Below are 19,025 nucleotides of genomic sequence, written 5' to 3'. Positions count from 1 at the left end.
CTCGTTCTCCTCCGGGGCAGGTGCGGCGGGGCGTGCGTAGGGGTGCGCGGGGCGCACGGGTGCCTGGGAGTGCCAGGGCGGGGGATGCGGAGGTCGGTGCCGTCCGCTCAGAAGGGGCGACAGAGCATGGCGGCGACGCGGCACAGGTCTACTGCCCGCCGCTTCGTGAGATCCGCCTGTCGCTTCATGACCTCGATCGTAGGGACGGACATACCGGCATGTCACCGGTGTGTCGCATGCTGAGACGCGATCGTCCGGGATGTGGGATCAAAAAGCCGCCCGGGCCGTGTTCCCACGGTTCCCGGGCGGATGTAGTCGTCATCACATCTACGGTGCGGACGTCGCCGTCTCGCCTGTCGGACGCGCGCCGTCCGGTCCGATGCTCGTCCTACCCGGCGAGCTTGACGTCCGAACCCTTCACCGCGATCTCCACACCGTCCGCACCCGCTTCGACCTTGTCGAGCTTGATACCGCCCGGCAGGCCCTCGATCTTCTGGTCGAAGTCGGCGATCGAACGGACGTCGGAGTCGGCGAGGGTGATGGTGCCGAAGCTCGGGATCGAGTCGGCGTGCACCCGCACGGTGTCGCCGTCGACGACGCTGACGGTGCTGAGCACGGAGACGGGCTTCTCCAGGGCGCTGATCTTGATGTCGACCTTGATCTTGCCGCTCCCGCCGTCGGAGAGGCCGACGACCTGGGCGGTGACGCCCAGCGGGAGCTGGGCTTTCTCGGCCCCCGCGGCCTTCAGCAGCTGGTCGTAGGCGATGCTCGCGGTGCCGTCGGCGGTGGAGGCGGTGGCGGAGCTGTAGTCGCCGGAGAACGCGACACCCTTCATGGCGGCGTTCAGGTCGTCGATGCGGATCGAGCCCCCGCTGGTACCGGTGTCCGCGGCGTAGTCCTTCATGCCGACCTCGACGTCGTCGAGCTCCCCGCCCGCGACCTGGGTCAGGAACGGGAACCCCTTGATGTCCACGCTCGGCGTCGTGGTCAGCCCCTCCTGCGTCTTCAGCCGGTCCGCGACCTCGCCCTCCGCGAAGTGGACCGCCAGACGGTCGGCGGCGACGAACAGCCCGCCGAGAATCACGGTGATGATCAGAAGTATTCGCAGGGCGCGCATGCGGTGGGTCCCCCAGGGGCGGCGGTCAGAGCGGCGGGCTGGTCGACGGACGGGTGGCCGTCGATCGTGAGACTAACCCTGCCGGGTAAGGGCTCCCGCGAATTGTCGATCAGCTGTGACAGGCCGCGGGGCCGCTCAGTCGCCGCTCAGTAGACGAGTGCCTGCGTCCCGTCGGCGAGTGCCTCCTGCACGAAGACCTGCGCCCCCGCGATCCGTACGCCCTCGATGACGTCCTTCTCCGTGATGTCGCGGCGGGCCGCGCACTGGGTGCACAGGGTGAGCCGGCCGCCCGCGAGGACCGAGTCGAGCAGGTCGGGCAGCGCGGCCGCGTGCGGCAGTTCGAACTCGGCGGCCCGGCCCGGCAGGGCGAACCACGCGGACTCCCCGGTCAGCCACAGGGAGACGTCCACCCCGCTGGCCACGGCCACCGCCGCCACCGTGAACGCCTGCGAACAGCGCTCGGGGGCATCGGATCCGGCGGTCACCTTGATCACGAGCTTCTTCGCCATGCGGGCAGCGTAGTGCGTACGGCCGTCGCGACCACGGGTCCGCGCTGACGGGGCCCAGGTCGTGGCCGTTGCCGATGTGGCCGGATCGTGATCAACCTTCCGTACAACTCTGGGTGTTGACCAGGAGTCTCTTGTGAAGCGCGCATACGGAATGCGCGCTTCTCGTTTTGTGAGGGATGCATGGAAGTGCCCGAAGAGACGGCCGTTACGCGCCGCCGGGGCCGCGCGACACTGTTGATCGCCGCCGCGGCCGCACTCGGTGTCGTCGCCGGGAGCTGTACCGGCTACCTGATCCAGGCCGACCGCGAGCCGATGAAGCTGGCCTCGCTCTCCCAGCCGACGCTCGCCCAGGCCAAGGGCCCGGCGCCCGAACCGCTGTCCGCCTCCGAGGACCGCCGGGTAAAGACCGACGGCGACCTGCGGAAACTGCTGCTGAAGAAGCCGGCCGGGGCCAAGGACGGCGACTGGGTGAGCCACAACGGCTGGATGACGCTGGCCGGGCTTGCGGAGACGTACGACAAGCCGGCCGGGGCGTTCGGCGACCTCGTCTCCGAGGAGTTCCGCCGCGCGGCCCAGACGGGCTGGAACGTCGGCAGCACCTATGGCGTCGAGATCCGGCTCGTCCAGTACCGGCAGGAAGAGGCGCTGCAGGCCTCCGACGCGGCCGACGGCGAGAACTACTTCGAGGACTCCGTGGACGGCACCAAGAGCTGGACGGTGCCGGGGAGCACAAACGCCATGGCGTACGTCCACACCAAGCCGGACACCAAACCGGGCTATCTGCCGCAGTACAACGCCGAGGCCGTCGCCTGGCGTGGGGACATCTTCATGATGATCTTCGTCTACGACACCAAGCCCATCCCGAAGGCGAAGATCATGGACCTGGCCGAGCGGCAGGTGAAGAAGCTGTGAGCGAGAACGAGAACCAGCCGGTGGGTGAGGTCGGCCCCGCCGAACTCACCGCCTCCAGCGAGCCCGTGGCGCCCGCCAGGAAGCCGGTCCGTCGTGGCCGTGTCACCGCGATCGTCGGGTCCGTGGTGCTGGCCGTGGCGGTGGTCGCCGGGGTCGGCTACACCGTGATCACCGTCGACGGTGCCGACCGCGACGCGGGCGCCCCCGTGTGGAAGTTTCCCAAGGCCGGTACCGACAAGGCGAAGGCCGCACCGGCGACGGGGCTGTCGGCGATGCTCGTGCCGTACGGCGCCGACGGATGGAGCCGCGGGCCCGACATCGGGAAGTACGGAAACGACGCCCACCTCAACGGTGACCAGGCCGCCGCCCTGCGCAAGGAGTCGCTGAGCGGGCTGCCCCGCACGCAGCGCAAGGCGTTGGAGAAGCAGATCGACAAGCAGCGCCTCACGGGTATCGCGATGCGCAGTTACGTCAGCACCGACGAGCTCTCCTCGGTCTACACGGACAAGGCCGCCGCGGTGACCATCGAGCTGGCGCAGCTGGACAACAAGGCGGCGGTCCGGGGGATCGCGAAGTTCCAGAACGAGTTCTTCGACGCGCTCGGCGATGCCCTGCGTGACGGGCCCCGGATCGAGGGCCACAAGGACGCCCGCTGCTATCTGCTGCCGCCGGACGCCGACGTGAAGCTGGACTCGATGTTCTGCTCCGCCCTGCAGGGCAACGTCCTGGTCACCTTCACCGCGGACAGCGCGAAGCCACTGCAGCAGAGGGGGGTCGCGATGCTCCTGCGCGAGCAGCTCGACCGCATAGCGGAACCGGGGGAGTCGGTATGACCGAGCAGACGGAAGAACAGACCGACCGACCCGAGCGACCCGAGCGACCCACGACGCCGGCACCGGCCACCGGATCGGAGAAGGCAGAGGCGACGGGTCCGCTGGTCGAGGCCTGGCAGACCGAGGTGGCGGACGCGCCCGCGCCCGCGCCGGAGTCGGGGTCCGTGCCGGAAGCCGTTCCCGCGCCCGCGCCCGCATCCGAGACCGCGCCGGAAAGCGCCCCCCGCGCCCTCAAGGACCGCCGCGTCCTCCGGGCAACCCTCCGCTGGACCGCCGCCCTGCTCACCTTCGCGGTGGTCGGGGGCGGGACGGCGTACGGGATCTCGGGGATGGCGCGGACGGACGTACCGGGGCTGTCGACGGTGTCGGACGGGCGGTGGGAGTACCCGACGCTGACGAAGGCGCCGTTGCCCTCCGGCAGCCCGGGACCGCTCGCCGCGGACAACAAGGCGGGCAGCCACTACGCCGACCTGCGCGCCCTGGTGCTGCCCGCACCCAAGGGGGCGACCGCCGACAAGGCACTGCGCGGAACCGACGGCTGGCTGCCGGCCAAGGACCTCCTCGCGGAGTACGCGGAGAAGGAGGACCGCGACGAGCTGGGGAAGAAGCTCTCCGAGAACGGTCTGCGGCACATCGCGGCCCGAGGCTGGACCACCCCGGACGGCACGCACACCCGGATCTACCTGCTGCAGTTCGACACCGCGGCCGTCGTGGACGACCTGTTCGGCAAGGACATCGCCCCGTACGGCAGCCCCGGCTACGAACTGCGCGACGCCCCCGACTCCGTCTCCGACGACGGTTTCCCGGACGCGGCACGGATCCAGGACATCACGTCCAGCGTCTACGTCGAGTCCAAGCCGTATGGTGCCGAGCAGGCCCGCCACGCCTACATAGGCGCCGGTGATGTCCTCGCCCTGGTGGTCCAGTCCCGCAAGGGCGCCGCGAACGCCGTTCCCTTCCGGCAGACGGTGACGCTGCAGAGCCAGCTGCTGGGCTGACCCCGTAGGGGAACCTCGCGCAGTTCGCCGGGCCCCGGCCGCGTAAGCTGGGGCCCGGCCCCGTGTACATGCACCGCACCACGCTCATCCGAGGAGCACCCCGTGGAGATCTTCTTCGAAGCCCTGCTGGTCCTGGTCTGCGTCGGCGTTCTCGCCTTCGCAGGACTGACCGTGAAGAAGCTGTACCAGGGCCAGCGCTGACCCCCGTCTAGGAACTGCCACTCATGATCGAGATCCCGTCCGACCTCCACAAGGACCTCGTCCCGCTCGTCTTCCTGCTCGGTAACTGGGCAGGCGCGGGCGTCCACGACTTCCCGGGCTCGGAGAAGTGCAACTTCGGCCAGGAGGTGACCTTCGGCCACGACGGCCGGGACTTCCTGGAGTACCGCTCCCACACCTGGGTGCTGGACAACGACGGCAACAAGATCCGCCCGCTGGAGACCGAGCACGGCTTCTGGCGCATCGACGCCGACCGCAAGGTCGAGGTGACGATGGTCCGCGACGACGGCGTCGTCGAGATCTGGTACGGCGAGCTGGCCAAGCAGAAGCCGCAGATCGACCTGGTGACGGACGCGGTGGCCCGTACGGCCGCCTCCGGTCCGTACACCGGCGGCAAGCGCCTGTACGGCTACGTCAAGAGCGACCTCATGTGGGTCGGCGAGAAGCAGACCCCCGAGGTCGAGCTGCGCCCCTACATGTCGGCCCACCTGAAGAAGGTCGTCACCCCGGAGGATGTCGAACGCTGGGCCAAGGCCCTCCCGGACGACATGCCGGACGACGGGATCGCTTTCTTCAAGTAGTTCTAGACTTCCCGGTGTGGTGAGCACCGATTGGAAGAGCGACCTCAGGCAGCGCGGCTACCGACTGACGCCGCAGCGCCAGCTTGTCCTCGAAGCTGTGGACACCCTGGAACACGCGACCCCCGACGAGATCCTCACGGAAGTGAAGAAAACCGCGTCGGGGGTCAACATCTCCACCGTCTACCGGACCCTGGAGCTCCTGGAGGAGCTCCGTCTCGTCAGCCACGCCCATCTCGGGCACGGCGCGCCGACGTACCACCTGGCCGACCGCCATCACCACATCCACCTGGTCTGCCGCGACTGCGAGAACGTCATCGAGGCGGACATCGAGGTGGCCGCCGAGTTCACGGCGAAGCTGCGCGACAGCTTCGGTTTCGAGACCGACATGAAGCACTTCGCGATCTTCGGCCGCTGCAAGGACTGTTCCCTCAAGCTCAAGAATTCAACTACCGAGTCGTAGGCTTGTGCATATGAAAAGCCCCTTGCTGTCCCTGCCCGGCGCCGTCCCCGCCGAGGGCGTGGACGAAGGCGTGGCCGCGCACTACGGCGACCTGTTCCGAGAACAGCGCGCCTTCGCCGGCGGCACCGGTTTCGTCGACCTCTCGCACCGCGGGGTCGTGTCCGTCAGCGGAGACGACCGTCTCAGCTGGCTGCACCTGCTGCTCACCCAGCACGTCAGCGACCTCCCCACGGGCCAGGCCACCGAGGCACTGGTCCTCTCCGCACACGGCCACATCGAGCACGCCCTGTACCTGGTCGACGACGGCACCACGGTCTGGGCACACGTCGAACCCGGCACCCAGGGCGCGCTGATCGCCTACCTGGAGTCGATGAAGTTCTTCTACCGGGTCGAAGTCGCCGACCGCACGGACGAGTTCGCGGTCGTCCACCTCCCCGCCGGCTCCATCGCGGAGGTTCCCGAGGGGGCCGTCGTACGCGAGACGCCGTACGGCCGTGACCTCTTCCTGCCGCGTGCGGACCTGGAGTCGTACGCCGAGAAGTCCGGTCCCGTGGCCGGTCTGCTCGCCTACGAGGCGCTGCGCGTCGAGCAGCATCGCCCGCGCTTCGGCTTCGAGACCGACCACCGCACCATCCCGCACGAACTGGGCTGGATCGGCACGGCAGTTCACCTGCAGAAGGGGTGCTACCGGGGGCAGGAGACGGTGGCCCGCGTCCAGAACCTGGGCAAGCCGCCGCGGCGCCTGGTCTTCCTCCACCTGGACGGCAGCGAGGTGCACCTGCCGCCCGCCGGGGCGGACATCCGCCTCGCGGACGACGGGCCGGACGGCCGCAAGATCGGTTTCGTGACGACGTCCGCACGGCACCACGAACTCGGCCCGGTGGCGCTCGCCCTGGTCAAGCGGAACGTACCGCTGGACGCGCGGCTCGTCGTCGACACGACGGCCGCGGCCCAGGAAGTCATCGTGGAGCCGTAGGCCCGCCACCCGGGGGCGTGACCACTCACATCTCCAGCAGGACCGTGAAGGGGCCGTCGTTCGTCAGGGACACCCGCATCTGCGCGCCGAAGCGGCCGGTGGCCACCGTCGCGCCCAGCGCGCGCAGTTGGGCGACGACCTCCTCGACGAGGGGCTCGGCCACGTCACCGGGAGCGGCGGCGTTCCAGGTGGGGCGGCGGCCCTTGCGGGCGTCGCCGTACAGGGTGAACTGGCTGATCACGAGCAGCGGGGCGTCGATGTCGCTGCACGACTTCTCTTCCTGCAGCATGCGAACCGACCAGAGTTTGCGGGCCAGTTGGGCCGCCTTCTCCTTGGTGTCCTCGTGGGTGACCCCGACGAGGACACAGAGTCCTTCGCCGTTGATCTCCCCGACCGTCTCACCGTCGACGACGACGCTCGCGCCGTCCACCCTCTGCACCACTGCACGCATACGGCCATCATGCCGGGCCCTTTGGACGGGACCGTGCGCGGGTTTGCCTTTTGATCCCTAACCCCCCATCTGGTGCCGATCAGGGCCGATCAGGGCCGTTCGGGGGCACTCGGTCACATAGCGGCCACTTGGGGTGGCACGATGCTTCCACACGCCGGTCGAGGGGACGATAGAGGCGCATGAGCACACCGAGTACTGGGCATCATTCCGGGCCGGGCCGCGGGGCGGGCCCCGAGACACCGCGATCGCAGGGCGCTGCCCGCAGGGCGACCCCGGAGGCACCCCGGCCACCCGCACAGCGAACGGACAGCCGCCTGCTGCCCTCGGAGCCGCCCGACCACGAACTCCCCGCGCTGAGCCTGCCCGAACTGCGCACCCTGCGCCGGGACGCCCAGCGGGACGAGGCGGACCTCAGCTATGTCCGACGGCTGTTGCAGGGCCGTATCGACATCCTCCGCGCGGAACTGGCACACCGGTCCCCGTCGGCCGCCGGGGCCTTCGAGGACGCCGGCGAGGGGTCGGTCTTCGAGCGGCTCCCGGAGATCCTCACGGACGCCCCGGCCCGCCACCGCTCCTCGGCACGCCACGTCACGCTGGGCACGCCGTACAGCGAGAAGTACCGGCTCCTGGCCGCGGAGATGCTCGCCGAGGTCGAACTGTCGGACCTCGACGCACGCACCGACCTGGAGCTGAACACCGCGATGGGCCGGCTCGTGCGCTACGAGCAGCAGGTGTCCGGGCGACGCCAGCGGCTGCAGCGGACGGCGGACGAGTGCAGCGGGGAGATCACCCGGCGGTACCGGGAGGGCGAGGCGCAGGTGGAGGACCTGCTGACGTAGTTCTTCTCGTCGACTTCTCCACGGGACTCGGCTGCGCTGACTGGAGTTGTAGCGTTTGGTCGTGACTCAGGAGAACGTGGCAGTGAACGGCAGCAGAAGGCTCTCGCCCCAGGAAATCGCCGACACCCTGCGGGACCGCATCCGCGCGGGTGACCTCAAGGCGGGCGACCGCCTGCCCACTCAGGCCGAACTGGCGGAGGAGTTCGGTGTGGAACGGGGCGCGGTCCGCCAGGCACTGCGCGCGCTGCAGGAGGACGGATTGCTCAGCAACGTGAGCAAGGGGAGTCCGCCGCGGATCGCGGAGCGGGTGCCGGTGACCGGTGAGCCGCAGCCCACGATGGTCGGCCTGGCCCCCCGCCTGTCGGAGGCCTTCACCGCCCCGAACGTCCGGATCGACGCCGCCTGCCTCACCGCCGAGACGCTGATGGTGGCCCTGGGCGAACCGCTGCGCCTCATCCACGAGGGCACCATCCACCCCGAGTCGATCGACGTCCGCATCCTGCTGCCGTCCCGGGAGATCACTCTCGCCTTCCCCGTCCCGGTTGAGGTCCCGCAGGACGACAACCCGGTCCACGAGCGCTGGCTGACCCAGCGCAACGCCCAGGGCCACGTCCTGCGCCACAACCTCCAGGCCCTGCGCTCGTCCCACGGCATCGACGTCAAGGTCACGTTCAGGGCGCTGCCGTTCACACCGCCGGTGAAGCTGTACCTCCTCAACGACTCGGAGGCGTTGATCGCGTACTACATGGTGACGCGCCGTGAGGAGATGTCCGACAGTGGCATGCTCGACATGTACGACGTCCTCGGCTCGGCTTCCCTCCTCTTCTCCTTCGAGAAGGGCGCCGGCGACCGCGACGCCGCGTTCGTCGAGCAGTCGCAGAAGTGGTTCGACGCCCTCTGGGAAACCATCACGACGGACCTGACACTCTCCTAGTGACTCCTGAGACGACGCACACTGAACCGGTGACAGCAGAGACAGCACGACTCGCATCACTGGTCACCTCCGCCAGGTATGTGCTCTGGGACCTGGACGGGCCGATCTGCCGCCTGTTCGCGGGGTATCCCGCTCATGAGATAGCCAACGAACTGGTGGACAAGATCGATCAGTTGGGCATGGGCGTCCTTCTGACCGAGAAGGAACGATCCGCCTTTGATTCCCATCAACCCTTGCGTAGGGTCCATGAACAGCGCAGGGGAAGCGACCTGGTCCTCGAACTTGAGGAGTGGCTCACCCAGCGGGAGTTGAGGGCCGTTCCCAAGGCGATGCCCACCCCGCACGCCGACCCGTTGATCAGGACTTGGTCCTCGCGCGATGTCAGATTCGCGATCACCACCAACAACGCCGCCCTCGCGGCAGTGGCGTACGTCGAGAGTCGAGAGCTGAAGGACTGCTTCCCGTACGTCTACGGCCGCACCCAGGACCTCGACCTGATGAAGCCCAACCCTTACTGCCTGGAAGAGGCCATCAAGGCCATGGGCGCCGATCCCTCGGTCACCCTGATGATCGGCGACGCCCCGACCGACCTCCAAGCCGCACAGCAAGCCGGGGTCTCGTTCCTCGGCTACGCGCGTAACGAGACCAAGGAGCGGATGCTGAGAGACGCGGGCGCCGAGGTCGTAGTGGGCTCGATGGAGCAAATACTGGACATCGTGCGCGCTCTTCCCTGAACGGGCCCGAATATTTGCACGACACCATCCATGCTGTCCCCTACGGTGACCCTATGGTCCGCGCTCACTCGCACACCGACAGCACAAAGGTCCGTCCGATCACCGAGGCTGAGTTTCCCGAGTGGCTTCGGGCCGTGCACGTCGGGTTTCTGCGGGAGCCGGTCGTGGCGGAGGCGGAGCTGGAGGCCCGGAGGAGTCAGTTCGAGCCAGGGCGGTACCTCGGGGCCTTCGAGGGGGACCGTTGCGTGGCGACCTTCCGGTCCTTCGAGCAGGAGGTCACGGCGGTCGGGGGCGAGTTCGTGACCGCCGACGGGATAACCGGCGTCACCGTGACCGCCACCCATCGCCGGCGCGGTCTGCTCACCCGCATGATGAACCACGACCTCGCCGTCGCGAAGGAACGCGGGGACGTCGTGGCCACGCTGATCGCCGCCGAGTACCGGATCTACGGCCGCTACGGCTTCGGCCCCGCCACCTCGGCCGCCGAGTGGAGCATCGACCTCCCGCGCACCGGCCTCGACCGCCGCGGGCCGGACCTGGGCGCGGGCGCCCGTATCGACCTGGTGGGCCCCGACGAGGTACGCAAAATCGGCCCCGAACTGCACGACCGGCTGCGCCGCGCCACGCCGGGTGCCGTCAGCCGCGGTGACTGGCTGTGGCAGCTCAAGACGGGCGCCCTGCGTCTCGACTCGAAGTGGACCGAGCCGTTCTTCGCGGTGTACCGGGCGGCGGACGGCACGGTCGAGGGGCTCCTGGCCTACGAGGTGGACGACACGTGGGGCGACGCCAAGCAGCCGTTGAACACGGCGAGTGTGCGGGCGATGCTCTGCTCGACCCCGGCCGCCGAGCGCGCCCTGTGGCACTACCTGTGCTCGGTCGACTGGGTCACGCAGGTCAAGACCGGCCCGCGCGCCCCCGACGACCTGCTCCCGCACCTGCTGCCCGACCCGCGCGCGGCCAGGATCACCACGCAGTCGGACTGGCTGTGGGTGCGGATCCTGGACGTCGTACGGGCCCTGGAGTCGCGGACCTACGAGGGTGAGGGCACGCTGGTGCTGGAGGTCGTGGACCCGGCCGGACTCGCCGGCGGCCGGTACCGGCTGGACGTCTCACCTGCCGGGGCCTCCTGCACGGCGACGACGGAGAGCGCCGATCTCACGCTGGACGTGGGGGAGTTGGCGGCACTGTGGCTCGGTGACGAGTCGGCGGTGCGGCTCGTGGCACTCGGCCGGGTGCAGGAAGAACAAGCGGGCGCCGGCCGGGGAGCCGACGCCCTGCTGCGTACGTCCAGGCGGCCTTGGTGCCCGGACATGTTCTGACGCTCCCTTCTGGCGGGGACGGGTGGGCGGTGTTCCTTGTGGTGCCGATGGTTGTGCTTTCGCATCCGTAGCGAAGTGTTCAGTTGTCGATGTTCAGTTGTCGGTGTTCGGTTCTCGTCATTCAGTTGTGGCTGTGCGGGTGGGTGCAGCTGTCGCTGCTGTTCAGTTGTCGATGTTCAGTTGTGGCTGTGCAGACCGACCGAGCTCCCGGCTCCCCTCCGGAAGGGGGCCCGGTCAGCCGGATCCTGGGCCCGACGGGGCGGGCGTCATCCGGACTGGGCGAGCAGCATCACGAGGATGACCGCTCCGATGCCACCGATCGCGACGTTCTTGGACTTCACGCCGATGGTCAGTGCGACGAACGCGACGATGCCCATTGCGCCCCACCTCCACTGGACGAGTGCCTCGAAGCCGACTGCGAGGGCGGCGATGGCGACAGCGACGAACGGCATGACGGTCCCCCCTTCGGGACGGTGGCCCCTGTCGGCCGCCGGGTTAGCCAACCTTGTGAAGGTATGACCATGTTTCTCAAGATTGCTCAAGTTGGCGGCCAACTTCACTGTACTTATCTCCGCTTGGATGCGGCTCATAACCACCTTCCAGTGAACTGCCCAAAGATGGCGGGAAGTTGTAGTGTTTGGTCGTGGACCCGAAACACGCCTCCGTCAATGGACGGAAGAGGTCACAGCGGCCACAGACGTCACATGACGAGGTGGCCGACGAGCTCCGCGCCCGGATCAGGTCCGGCACGCTGCGGGCTGGTCAGCGGATGCCCACGCAAGCGCGGCTGGCCGACGAGTTCGGCGTCGAGCGCGGGGTCGTACGGCAGGCGCTGCACCTGCTCCAGGCGGAGCACCTGCTCACCAACATCTCCAAGGGAAGCCCGGCGACCGTCGCCCCCGACCTGGGCGTCGGCCGGGCGCTCACCGGCCCGGCGGCCACGCCGCAGCCCACGACGGTCTCCCTCGGACCCCGGATCGCCTCCGCCTTCGCGGTCCCGCACGTCGAGATAGACGCCCTGTGCCTGACGTCGGTGTCCCTCAACCTCGCCCTCGGTGAGGGGCTGCGCCAGATCCACGCAGGACGGCTGAATCCGGCCAAGATCGACGTCCGCGTCCTGCTGCCGGGCCGGGACATCGACCTCGCCTTCCCGGTCCCGGTCGAGGGCCGCGACGACGACCAGGTCCACGACGGCTGGCTGGCCCAGCGCAACGCCCAGGGCCAGGTCCTCCAGCACAACCTGCTCGCACTGCGTGCCACGCACGGCATAGACGTACACGTCTCCTTCCGCGCCCTGCCCTTCACGCCACCGGTGAAGCTGTACCTGCTCAACGGCGAGGAGGCGCTGTTCGCCTACTACACGCTGTCGCGCCGCAAGGCGGAGATCGACCACGAGCACATGGAGCTGTACGACTCCGCGGGTACGCAGTCGATGCTGTTCGCCTTCGAGCAGGGGGCCGGCCTGCGGGACACGACCTTCGTGGAGCAGTCCCACCTGTGGTTCAACGCACTGTGGGAGACGATCAGTTCGGAGTTGGCACTCACGAACTGACGTCTCCCACAGTGGCGGAGCGGGGTGCCGTTCGGGTCATATGGCAGGTCCCGCGACCAGCAGAGCCAGCACCACGGCCCCGATCGAGCTGATCGTGGGGCTCTTGGCCTTGATGCCGATGGTCAGGAACAGCATCCCGATGATGCCGCTGGCGCCGTACTTCCACTGCATGGTCTGCTCGACGCCGACTACGAAGACGGCGGAGAGGAGGGCGAGGGCCGGCATGTTGGTTCCCCCTTCGGGCTTTCGGGCGGACGGGCGGGACTGGAGGCAAAACTTCCACCAACTCAACGAAGTTGGTAACCAACTCTTACTATGTTGTCCCCACTTGGTGACGGTTGATAAACAACTTCCGTACAACTCCCCATAGATGGATTGGAGTTGTAACGTCTGGTCGTGACTCAGGAGAACGTGGCAGTGAACGGCAGCAGAAGGCTCTCGCCCCAGGAAATCGCCGACACCCTGCGGGACCGCATCCGCGCGGGTGACCTCAAGGCGGGCGACCGCCTGCCCACTCAGGCCGAACTGGCGGAGGAGTTCGGTGTGGAACGGGGCGCGGTCCGCCAGGCACTGCGCGCGCTGCAGGAGGACGGATTGCTCAGCAACGTGAGCAAGGGGAGTCCGCCGCGGATCGCGGAGCGGGTGCCGGTGACCGGTGAGCCGCAGCCCACGATGGTCGGCCTGGCCCCCCGCCTGTCGGAGGCCTTCACCGCCCCGAACGTCCGGATCGACGCCGCCTGCCTCACCGCCGAGACGCTGATGGTGGCCCTGGGCGAACCGCTGCGCCTCATCCACGAGGGCACCATCCACCCCGAGTCGATCGACGTCCGCATCCTGCTGCCGTCCCGGGAGATCACTCTCGCCTTCCCCGTCCCGGTTGAGGTCCCGCAGGACGACAACCCGGTCCACGAGCGCTGGCTGACCCAGCGCAACGCCCAGGGCCACGTCCTGCGCCACAACCTCCAGGCCCTGCGCTCGTCCCACGGCATCGACGTCAAGGTCACGTTCAGGGCGCTGCCGTTCACACCGCCGGTGAAGCTGTACCTCCTCAACGACTCGGAGGCGTTGATCGCGTACTACATGGTGACGCGCCGTGAGGAGATGTCCGACAGTGGCATGCTCGACATGTACGACGTCCTCGGCTCGGCCTCCCTCCTCTTCTCCTTCGATCAGAACGCTGGCCAGCGCGACGCCGCGTTCGTCGAGGAATCCCAGAAGTGGTTCAACGCCCTCTGGGAAACCATCACGACGGACCTGACACTCTCCTAGTGACTCCTGAGACGACGCACACTGAACCGGTGACAGCAGAGACAGCACGACTCGCATCACTGGTCACCTCCGCCAGGTACGTGCTCTGGGACATGGACGGGCCGATGTGCCGGTTGTTCGCGGGGTATCCCGCGCACGAGATCGCCGATGAACTGGTCCGGATGATCGACGGATTGGGCATGGGCGCACTGCTGACCAAGCAGGAACGATCCGGCGACGATCCGCACGTGGCGCTGCGAGGTGTCCATGAACGGCATCGTGGAAGCGATCTGGTCCTCGCGCTGGAGGAATGGCTCACCCGGCGCGAACTGGAGGCCGTCCCCAAGGCGATGCCCACTCCGCACGCCGATCCGTTGATCAGGACGTGGTCGACGTTCGGTGTCAGGTTCGCGATCACCACCAACAACGCCGCCCTCGCGGCGACGGCGTACGTCGAGAGCCGTGGGCTGGCGGACTGTTTCCCGTACATCTACGGCCGCACACCGAACCTGGATCTGATGAAGCCGAACCCGCACTGTCTGGATGAGGCCATCAAGGCGATGGGAGCTGTACCGTCGGCCACGGTCATGATCGGTGACGCAGACACGGACCTTCTGGCCGCGCGACAGGCCGGTGTCTCGTTCCTTGGCTACGCGCGTAACGAGGACAAGGAACAGATCCTGAGGCGCGCGGGCGCAGAGGTGGTCGTGCGTTCGATGAAGCAGGTTTTGGACGTCCTGCGCAGCCTTCCCTGAGCCGTCGGCTGCACTGCAGGCACGTAACCGGTCCACCATGCCGTCCACTCCCCGTCCACTTTGATGAAGCTGATCAAGCATCGGTCCAATTGGACTGGCTTCTTCGAATGTGGTTGTGCCCTGACCGGTTGATCGACTAACCGGTCCGTCAAATTTGGTCTATTGGATCGGCAGATTTGACTGTATGTGGACCGAAGCCGGTTTGAGTGGCCGGTACTGGAGGTACCGTCGCGGTGTGAGCGAAGAACGCGGCAAGGGAGCCAGCATCCTGGCAACGCTGCGGTCCCGTATCTCCGATGGCGAGTACCGGCCGGGCTCCAACCTGCCTGCGCAGCGTGCTCTGGCCGAAGAGTTCGACGTCTCGCGTGACACGATCCAGCGTGTTCTGAGTGAGCTGAGGATCGAGGGCTGGATCGAATCCCGTCGGGGCAGTGGCTCGAAAGTCCGAGTGACGCTCCCCATACACGTGACGACACAGCCCAAGGTGCCGCCTGGCCGCATAGCACTCGGACCTTTTGTCGCCCGAGCCTTTGCTCAACCCGTTGTGGAGCTGGACGTTTTTACGTTCACCTCGGAGAGCCTCGACACCCACATGCGGGTGCAGGCCGAGGCGATCAGTAGTGGATTGATCCCCGCCCCTGGGCGTATCGCGCTCCGGATACTGCTGCCCTCGGACGAGATCGAGCTGCCGTATCCACGGGCGAGGGCACCAAAGGACCCCAAGGTCGATGTGAAGGAGCTGGACCGGATCCTCCAGGCTAGGACTCGGGAGATCATCCGTCGGCACACATCCTCTCTCCGTAACGCCCTGCGCAATCTCCAAAGCGACGGATTCGTGGACGACGTGGATGTGAAGGTCCGTGAAGTCCCGCTCGTTCCGACGCACAAGCTGTATTTGAGGCGCGGTACCGAGGGGCTTCTCGGCCCGTACAAGATCGTGGAGCGCACGATCCTGATGGACGACGACACGGAGATAGACGCCTGGGACGTCCTGGGGCTGGGGTCTACCTTGATACGGCTCGTTCATGACGAGGGTGATCCCAATGCCATCGGCTCCGTGTTCATGCAAAGCTGGCAGGACTGGTTTGACTCCTGTTGGCACCGCTACGACCCGTCCTGATCGCGGTTGCTGTTCGTTACAACCTTCGAACGGTGTGAAGCCAAGGAGTGAAGCCTGTTTCAGCTGGGTATCAAGTTCTGAATAACCGCCCGTCTCAGGACGCTTGAGCACTACAGTGTGGTCCCTCTGTTGCTGCGCATAAAAATCGGAGGCGCCGCATAGTTGCTCAGGAGTGCTCGTGGGTGGTCCATCCGGGCCTGCTACCGCGTTCGCGGAGCGGGCGGCCCGCGAGGCGCTCGGTGAGTTGGTGTCTCGTGCCAAGGCCGCCGGAAGGCTTACTCGTGGACATCACAACCTGAATTACGTCGTTCCGCTCCCACCCTGGCTCAAAGCATTAGTGGATCATGAATTCGTCATGGTGCGTGAGCGTCAGCGATCCGCGCTGCCTGTGGTGATCCGCACATGGCAGGACGAAGCGGAGATCCTCAAGGCGATCAGTAGTGCCCTTCCACATGTACCGCGGTGCCTATTGAAGTACGGCGACGTCGCGCTCATGAGTTATGTGGACGGCGTCCCCCTGTCGAGCGTCTGTCCGAACGGCAAGTTGGTGGACCAGCATCTGGTCCGGGCCCTGGCCGAACTGCTGGCGGACATGACACAGGTCGGCCGGAAAGAACTGCCGCCCCTGCCGCAGTCCTGGCCCCGCTCCAGCCGTGACAGCCGGGCCTTTCTGCGTACGTTGGCCCTGTCCACGGAGACGCAGGTCCGCCAACGTAACTGGGACAGATTCGGTGGCCTGTTCGCGATGCTTGGCATCCCCGAGGACGCGATGGTGCGGTTCGCGGAGCGTGTGCCCGCGATGGTCAGCCGCCCGTTCAGCCTCCTGCATACAGACCTGCACCGCGACAACGTCATCGTGTCCTATGAGACAGGGCCCCCGCTGATCTGTGTGGACTGGGAACTGGCCACCTACGGTGACCCGTTGCACGACCTCGCCACCCATCTTGTGCGCATGAGCTATCCCGAGGGCCAGTGGGGCGAGGCAGTCGACGCGTGGCGGTTGGCGATGGTGGAGCGTCGGGCCAAGGCTGTCAACGGTCTGGAGCGCGACCTGCGGCACTATGTCGCCTTCGAGCGTGCCCAGTCGGTCTATCCAGACGTGATGCGCGCGGCGACTTCCCTAGGCGAATCGTTCGATCAAAGGGACCTGGACGCCGCGACCGAAGCGGTGTTCTGGGCGCTGCAGGCGGCCGAGGAGCCGCTTCGACTGAAGAACGTTCCGGATGAGAAGGCCATCGAGCGCATTCTCTTCCGCTGGAACGTGTCGCACGGCAAGCGCCACAGCCGTGACCGCGCGGTGTCATCGATCTCATGGGAGCGTGACGAGAGGGTTCCCGAGCATCCGGGGTTTCTTGGGCCGGCAGTACAGGAGGCCCTCTTCGAGGAGGGGGCTGCCTCGGCCGACCGGGTGTTCAAGGGGACGGCACACCTCAGTACCGCGGTGCGGGTAGAAGGGGCGCCCTACCCGGTGATGGTGCGGCGCAAAGTGGGTGCCGGCGATCCCCGGGAGCGTCGGTTTCTGAAGGAGCACGCCGTGCTACGGGCGATCGAAGAATCGGGTGTGGCGGTGTGCGCGCCGCGCGTACTGGCGTTGGGGACCAGTGAACTCGGAGACCAGTTCACCATCCATTCCTTTGAAGGGCCGCAGGGGGAGATCCGTTCTCCCGATCACCCTGCAGGGGGACTTCTGCCGTCTGAGGCGGACGACCTTGTGAACCAGCTTCACGCCCTTACACAGGTCGACTGTGCGAAGTTGGCCGAGGACTCGTACACACCAGGCGCGGGGTTTCACGAGCAACTTTGCGACGAACTGATCCGGATGGTGTCGGATCTGTCGAAGGAGACTCTCCAGCTCGCGGGACAGCTAGGGCTTCCGACAAGCAGTTTCCGCCTCGAACAGATCCTTGGCCGGCACAAGGTGAAACCTCGACGTGCCGTACTCCTCCACGGAGACCTCAATCCGTGGAACATGATCCGCCGCGAGGACGGCACGGGACTGACCTTGATCGACTGGGAGATGGCCATGGTCGGCGATCCTCTTTACGACCTCGTCCGCCACATGCACCTCACTCCTACTCTCCCCGAGATCCGAACGCGCCTGTTCGACCGGTGGTCGCAGCTGCTGCCGGAGGACTGCACCAGGGGCTGGCGACCCGACTGGCGTGTGTACCGATGGATCGAAACCGTTCGTTCGGCCTACGTGGACCTGGACCGGTTGGTGACCAGGGACAGCCTCGAAGCTCCCAACGTCAGCCGTGCGGTGGACACCTACGCCATGACGTTGACCGCAGCGACCGCGACGCTAGGACTCAAGAGTAATTCGACGGTCAACCCATTCCTCACGCTCGCGCTACCGCATGTGGAGCAAGGGAACATGTCGGCCGAGATCTGCGCCAGGGCGTGACAAAGGAGTCGGCAAGTGATTCGGTCCAGTGGACTGGCTGCCGCAAACTGGTTACTCCGCCTGATCTGATGGCCTGAGGAACTGCCTCTGCAGCAAGCCGAGTTGCCTAAAACCGTTTGGTACGTGACGGGCAGCGGTAGGGGCGGCGTGTGAGTACCAGGAGTGTGGCTGACGAAGGCGGTCGGAAGTTCCAGGAGCTGAAGAGCGCCCTGCTCGCGGACATCACATAAGACGAGTACGAAGGCACTCTTCTACCGTCGCAGCGCGATCTCGCAGCGAGGCATCACGTGTCTCGCGACATCGTCCAGCGGGTGTTCCTGGTCCTGGCCCGTGAAGGCTGGCGCGTGACGCTCGGGCCACTGATCGCCTCCGCGTTCACGGCGCGCGATGTAACGCTGGACGTGTTCACCATCATGTTGGAAGTCCTCTACACCCACGTGCGCGCCCAGGAGGAGCTCATCCGGGTGCGTGAGATCAGGTCGGCCACGATCGCCATCCGCCTGCTGGTGCCGTCCGACGATCAGTTGCTGTCCTTCCCCTACGCCCAGTTGGCCCCGGCCGACGACAGGCCGCAACAGTACCTTCGGGGCATCAGGAGGTACCACACGAACAACCTCGTCAGCTGCCTCCGGGAGCTGGACAGGGACATCGACGGGCTGCGAGCCACGGTGGAGATCCGGCGGGTTCCCCCCTGTGCCTACTCGAAGCTCTACCTTTTCAACGGGGCCGAGGTGGTGACGGGGGCGTATGTCCCCTCGAAGCGGCCCACAACTCTCGATGACGGAACCATCCTGGATGTCGTCGATGTCATGGACTCCGACTCCACGCTGACTTACTGCGCCAAGGACGTCGACCTGGACTCTCAGGACTCGCTGATCGTGAGCAGCTGGCAGAGGTGGTTCGACTCGAGTTGGCAGCTTCTGGCGACGTAACGAAGTAGGCGCGGGGATGTTAAAAGCTGCGGAACGTCCTAGACATGTCCGACAGGTGCCGTCTCAAAGAGCGTACTGAGGCCATGCGAAGGGGCGCGTCCCACTATCGTGTGCATCAATTTTCTTGGATAC

General features: G+C 66.9%; 22 protein-coding genes. 16 read left to right on the top strand and 6 right to left on the bottom strand.

Annotated elements, in window-relative coordinates:
• Positions 1 to 107: 107 nt before the first annotated feature.
• The 3 genes from OHT57_RS47485 to OHT57_RS23375 all read right to left on the bottom strand — a co-directional run bounded on the left by OHT57_RS47485 (position 108) and on the right by OHT57_RS23375 (position 1,626).
• Entirely contained in the window at positions 108 to 188 is an 81-nt protein-coding gene (locus OHT57_RS47485) for an Ms5788A family Cys-rich leader peptide (protein ID WP_350751515.1), read from the bottom strand.
• A 200-nt stretch (positions 189 to 388) separates the two neighbouring features.
• Positions 389 to 1,117, bottom strand: a complete 729-nt coding sequence (locus tag OHT57_RS23380) for an LmeA family phospholipid-binding protein (RefSeq protein WP_328748442.1) — start codon at positions 1,115 to 1,117, stop codon at positions 389 to 391.
• Between the two features lie 146 nt (positions 1,118 to 1,263).
• The gene (locus tag OHT57_RS23375; protein ID WP_328748441.1) at positions 1,264 to 1,626 is read right to left on the bottom strand and encodes a DsrE family protein; all 363 of its coding nucleotides are present in this window, start codon (positions 1,624 to 1,626) and stop codon (positions 1,264 to 1,266) included.
• Between the two features lie 180 nt (positions 1,627 to 1,806).
• Here OHT57_RS23375 and OHT57_RS23370 point away from each other — a divergent pair, with 180 nt between their 5' ends.
• The 6 genes from OHT57_RS23370 (at position 1,807) to ygfZ (ending at position 6,605) form a co-directional block, all read left to right on the top strand.
• Positions 1,807 to 2,538 carry a hypothetical protein gene (locus tag OHT57_RS23370; protein ID WP_328748440.1) on the top strand — a complete coding sequence of 244 codons (732 nt, stop codon included), beginning with the start codon at positions 1,807 to 1,809 and terminating at the stop codon, positions 2,536 to 2,538.
• On the top strand, positions 2,535 to 3,371 hold the full coding sequence (locus OHT57_RS23365) for a hypothetical protein (protein ID WP_328748439.1): 837 nt from the start codon (positions 2,535 to 2,537) through the stop codon (positions 3,369 to 3,371). The genes OHT57_RS23370 and OHT57_RS23365 overlap by 4 nt, the downstream gene beginning before the upstream one ends.
• Complete coding sequence (locus OHT57_RS23360) at positions 3,368 to 4,369, top strand: hypothetical protein (protein ID WP_328748438.1); 1,002 nt, start codon at positions 3,368 to 3,370, stop codon at positions 4,367 to 4,369. The genes OHT57_RS23365 and OHT57_RS23360 overlap by 4 nt, the downstream gene beginning before the upstream one ends.
• 224 nt (positions 4,370 to 4,593) lie before the next feature.
• Positions 4,594 to 5,169, top strand: a complete 576-nt coding sequence (locus OHT57_RS23355; protein ID WP_328748437.1) for an FABP family protein — start codon at positions 4,594 to 4,596, stop codon at positions 5,167 to 5,169.
• 16 nt (positions 5,170 to 5,185) lie between these two features.
• Positions 5,186 to 5,629, top strand: a complete 444-nt coding sequence (locus tag OHT57_RS23350) for a Fur family transcriptional regulator (RefSeq protein WP_328748436.1) — start codon at positions 5,186 to 5,188, stop codon at positions 5,627 to 5,629.
• 10 nt (positions 5,630 to 5,639) lie between these two features.
• Positions 5,640 to 6,605, top strand: coding sequence for a CAF17-like 4Fe-4S cluster assembly/insertion protein YgfZ (gene ygfZ, locus OHT57_RS23345; RefSeq protein WP_328748435.1), 966 nt, complete (start codon positions 5,640 to 5,642; stop codon positions 6,603 to 6,605).
• 25 nt (positions 6,606 to 6,630) lie between these two features.
• Here ygfZ and dtd read toward each other — a convergent pair whose 3' ends face one another.
• Complete coding sequence (gene dtd / locus OHT57_RS23340; protein WP_328748434.1) at positions 6,631 to 7,056, bottom strand: D-aminoacyl-tRNA deacylase; 426 nt, start codon at positions 7,054 to 7,056, stop codon at positions 6,631 to 6,633.
• A gap of 179 nt (positions 7,057 to 7,235) precedes the next feature.
• On the opposite strand from dtd, the gene OHT57_RS23335 reads away from it, so the two are divergent.
• From OHT57_RS23335 to OHT57_RS23320, 4 genes are read left to right on the top strand one after another with little or no spacing between them, the layout of a single operon-like run.
• Positions 7,236 to 7,895, top strand: coding sequence for an RsiG family protein (locus tag OHT57_RS23335; protein WP_328748433.1), 660 nt, complete (start codon positions 7,236 to 7,238; stop codon positions 7,893 to 7,895).
• Positions 7,896 to 7,950: 55 nt separating this feature from the next.
• Entirely contained in the window at positions 7,951 to 8,829 is an 879-nt protein-coding gene (locus OHT57_RS23330; protein WP_328748432.1) for a winged helix-turn-helix domain-containing protein, read from the top strand.
• A 29-nt stretch (positions 8,830 to 8,858) separates the two neighbouring features.
• Positions 8,859 to 9,563 carry an HAD family hydrolase gene (locus OHT57_RS23325; RefSeq protein WP_328748431.1) on the top strand — a complete coding sequence of 235 codons (705 nt, stop codon included), beginning with the start codon at positions 8,859 to 8,861 and terminating at the stop codon, positions 9,561 to 9,563.
• Positions 9,564 to 9,616: 53 nt separating this feature from the next.
• Positions 9,617 to 10,882, top strand: a complete 1,266-nt coding sequence (locus OHT57_RS23320) for a GNAT family N-acetyltransferase (RefSeq protein ID WP_328748430.1) — start codon at positions 9,617 to 9,619, stop codon at positions 10,880 to 10,882.
• A gap of 266 nt (positions 10,883 to 11,148) precedes the next feature.
• Here OHT57_RS23320 and OHT57_RS23315 read toward each other — a convergent pair whose 3' ends face one another.
• On the bottom strand, positions 11,149 to 11,334 hold the full coding sequence (locus OHT57_RS23315; RefSeq protein ID WP_328748429.1) for a hypothetical protein: 186 nt from the start codon (positions 11,332 to 11,334) through the stop codon (positions 11,149 to 11,151).
• A 185-nt stretch (positions 11,335 to 11,519) separates the two neighbouring features.
• Here OHT57_RS23315 and OHT57_RS23310 point away from each other — a divergent pair, with 185 nt between their 5' ends.
• The gene (locus OHT57_RS23310; RefSeq protein ID WP_328748428.1) at positions 11,520 to 12,434 is read left to right on the top strand and encodes a winged helix-turn-helix domain-containing protein; all 915 of its coding nucleotides are present in this window, start codon (positions 11,520 to 11,522) and stop codon (positions 12,432 to 12,434) included.
• Positions 12,435 to 12,470: 36 nt separating this feature from the next.
• Here OHT57_RS23310 and OHT57_RS23305 read toward each other — a convergent pair whose 3' ends face one another.
• Positions 12,471 to 12,659, bottom strand: a complete 189-nt coding sequence (locus OHT57_RS23305; protein WP_328748427.1) for a hypothetical protein — start codon at positions 12,657 to 12,659, stop codon at positions 12,471 to 12,473.
• 165 nt (positions 12,660 to 12,824) lie between these two features.
• On the opposite strand from OHT57_RS23305, the gene OHT57_RS23300 reads away from it, so the two are divergent.
• From OHT57_RS23300 to OHT57_RS23280, 5 genes are all read left to right on the top strand, one after another.
• Complete coding sequence (locus tag OHT57_RS23300; RefSeq protein WP_328753298.1) at positions 12,825 to 13,703, top strand: winged helix-turn-helix domain-containing protein; 879 nt, start codon at positions 12,825 to 12,827, stop codon at positions 13,701 to 13,703.
• A complete protein-coding gene (locus OHT57_RS23295) occupies positions 13,652 to 14,437 on the top strand; it encodes an HAD family hydrolase (protein WP_328748426.1) in 786 nt (261 codons plus the stop codon). Before OHT57_RS23300 ends, OHT57_RS23295 begins: the two co-directional genes overlap by 52 nt.
• Before the next feature lie 235 nt (positions 14,438 to 14,672).
• Entirely contained in the window at positions 14,673 to 15,557 is an 885-nt protein-coding gene (locus OHT57_RS23290; protein ID WP_328748425.1) for a GntR family transcriptional regulator, read from the top strand.
• Positions 15,558 to 15,735: 178 nt separating this feature from the next.
• Complete coding sequence (locus tag OHT57_RS23285; protein ID WP_328748424.1) at positions 15,736 to 17,961, top strand: aminoglycoside phosphotransferase family protein; 2,226 nt, start codon at positions 15,736 to 15,738, stop codon at positions 17,959 to 17,961.
• 287 nt (positions 17,962 to 18,248) lie between these two features.
• A complete protein-coding gene (locus tag OHT57_RS23280; RefSeq protein ID WP_328748423.1) occupies positions 18,249 to 18,893 on the top strand; it encodes a hypothetical protein in 645 nt (214 codons plus the stop codon).
• Positions 18,894 to 19,025: the final 132 nt, after the last annotated feature.

The organism is Streptomyces sp. NBC_00285, from assembly GCF_036174265.1.
Taxonomy (GTDB): Bacteria; Actinomycetota; Actinomycetes; order Streptomycetales; family Streptomycetaceae; genus Streptomyces.
This window is presented reverse-complemented; position numbering and strand designations above follow the sequence as displayed.

What these genes read in the sequence shown, in the direction of transcription:
- OHT57_RS47485 (WP_350751515.1), bottom strand. Translation starts at nt 188, where the DNA reads ATGAAGCGACAGGCGGATCTCACGAAGCGGCGGGCAGTAGACCTGTGC.
- OHT57_RS23380 (WP_328748442.1), bottom strand. Translation starts at nt 1,117, where the DNA reads ATGCGCGCCCTGCGAATACTTCTGATCATCACCGTGATTCTCGGCGGG.
- OHT57_RS23375 (WP_328748441.1), bottom strand. Translation starts at nt 1,626, where the DNA reads ATGGCGAAGAAGCTCGTGATCAAGGTGACCGCCGGATCCGATGCCCCC.
- OHT57_RS23370 (WP_328748440.1), top strand. Translation starts at nt 1,807, where the DNA reads ATGGAAGTGCCCGAAGAGACGGCCGTTACGCGCCGCCGGGGCCGCGCG.
- OHT57_RS23360 (WP_328748438.1), top strand. Translation starts at nt 3,368, where the DNA reads ATGACCGAGCAGACGGAAGAACAGACCGACCGACCCGAGCGACCCGAG.
- OHT57_RS23355 (WP_328748437.1), top strand. Translation starts at nt 4,594, where the DNA reads ATGATCGAGATCCCGTCCGACCTCCACAAGGACCTCGTCCCGCTCGTC.
- ygfZ (WP_328748435.1), top strand. Translation starts at nt 5,640, where the DNA reads ATGAAAAGCCCCTTGCTGTCCCTGCCCGGCGCCGTCCCCGCCGAGGGC.
- dtd (WP_328748434.1), bottom strand. Translation starts at nt 7,056, where the DNA reads ATGCGTGCAGTGGTGCAGAGGGTGGACGGCGCGAGCGTCGTCGTCGAC.
- OHT57_RS23335 (WP_328748433.1), top strand. Translation starts at nt 7,236, where the DNA reads ATGAGCACACCGAGTACTGGGCATCATTCCGGGCCGGGCCGCGGGGCG.
- OHT57_RS23320 (WP_328748430.1), top strand. Translation starts at nt 9,617, where the DNA reads ATGGTCCGCGCTCACTCGCACACCGACAGCACAAAGGTCCGTCCGATC.
- OHT57_RS23315 (WP_328748429.1), bottom strand. Translation starts at nt 11,334, where the DNA reads ATGCCGTTCGTCGCTGTCGCCATCGCCGCCCTCGCAGTCGGCTTCGAG.
- OHT57_RS23305 (WP_328748427.1), bottom strand. Translation starts at nt 12,659, where the DNA reads ATGCCGGCCCTCGCCCTCCTCTCCGCCGTCTTCGTAGTCGGCGTCGAG.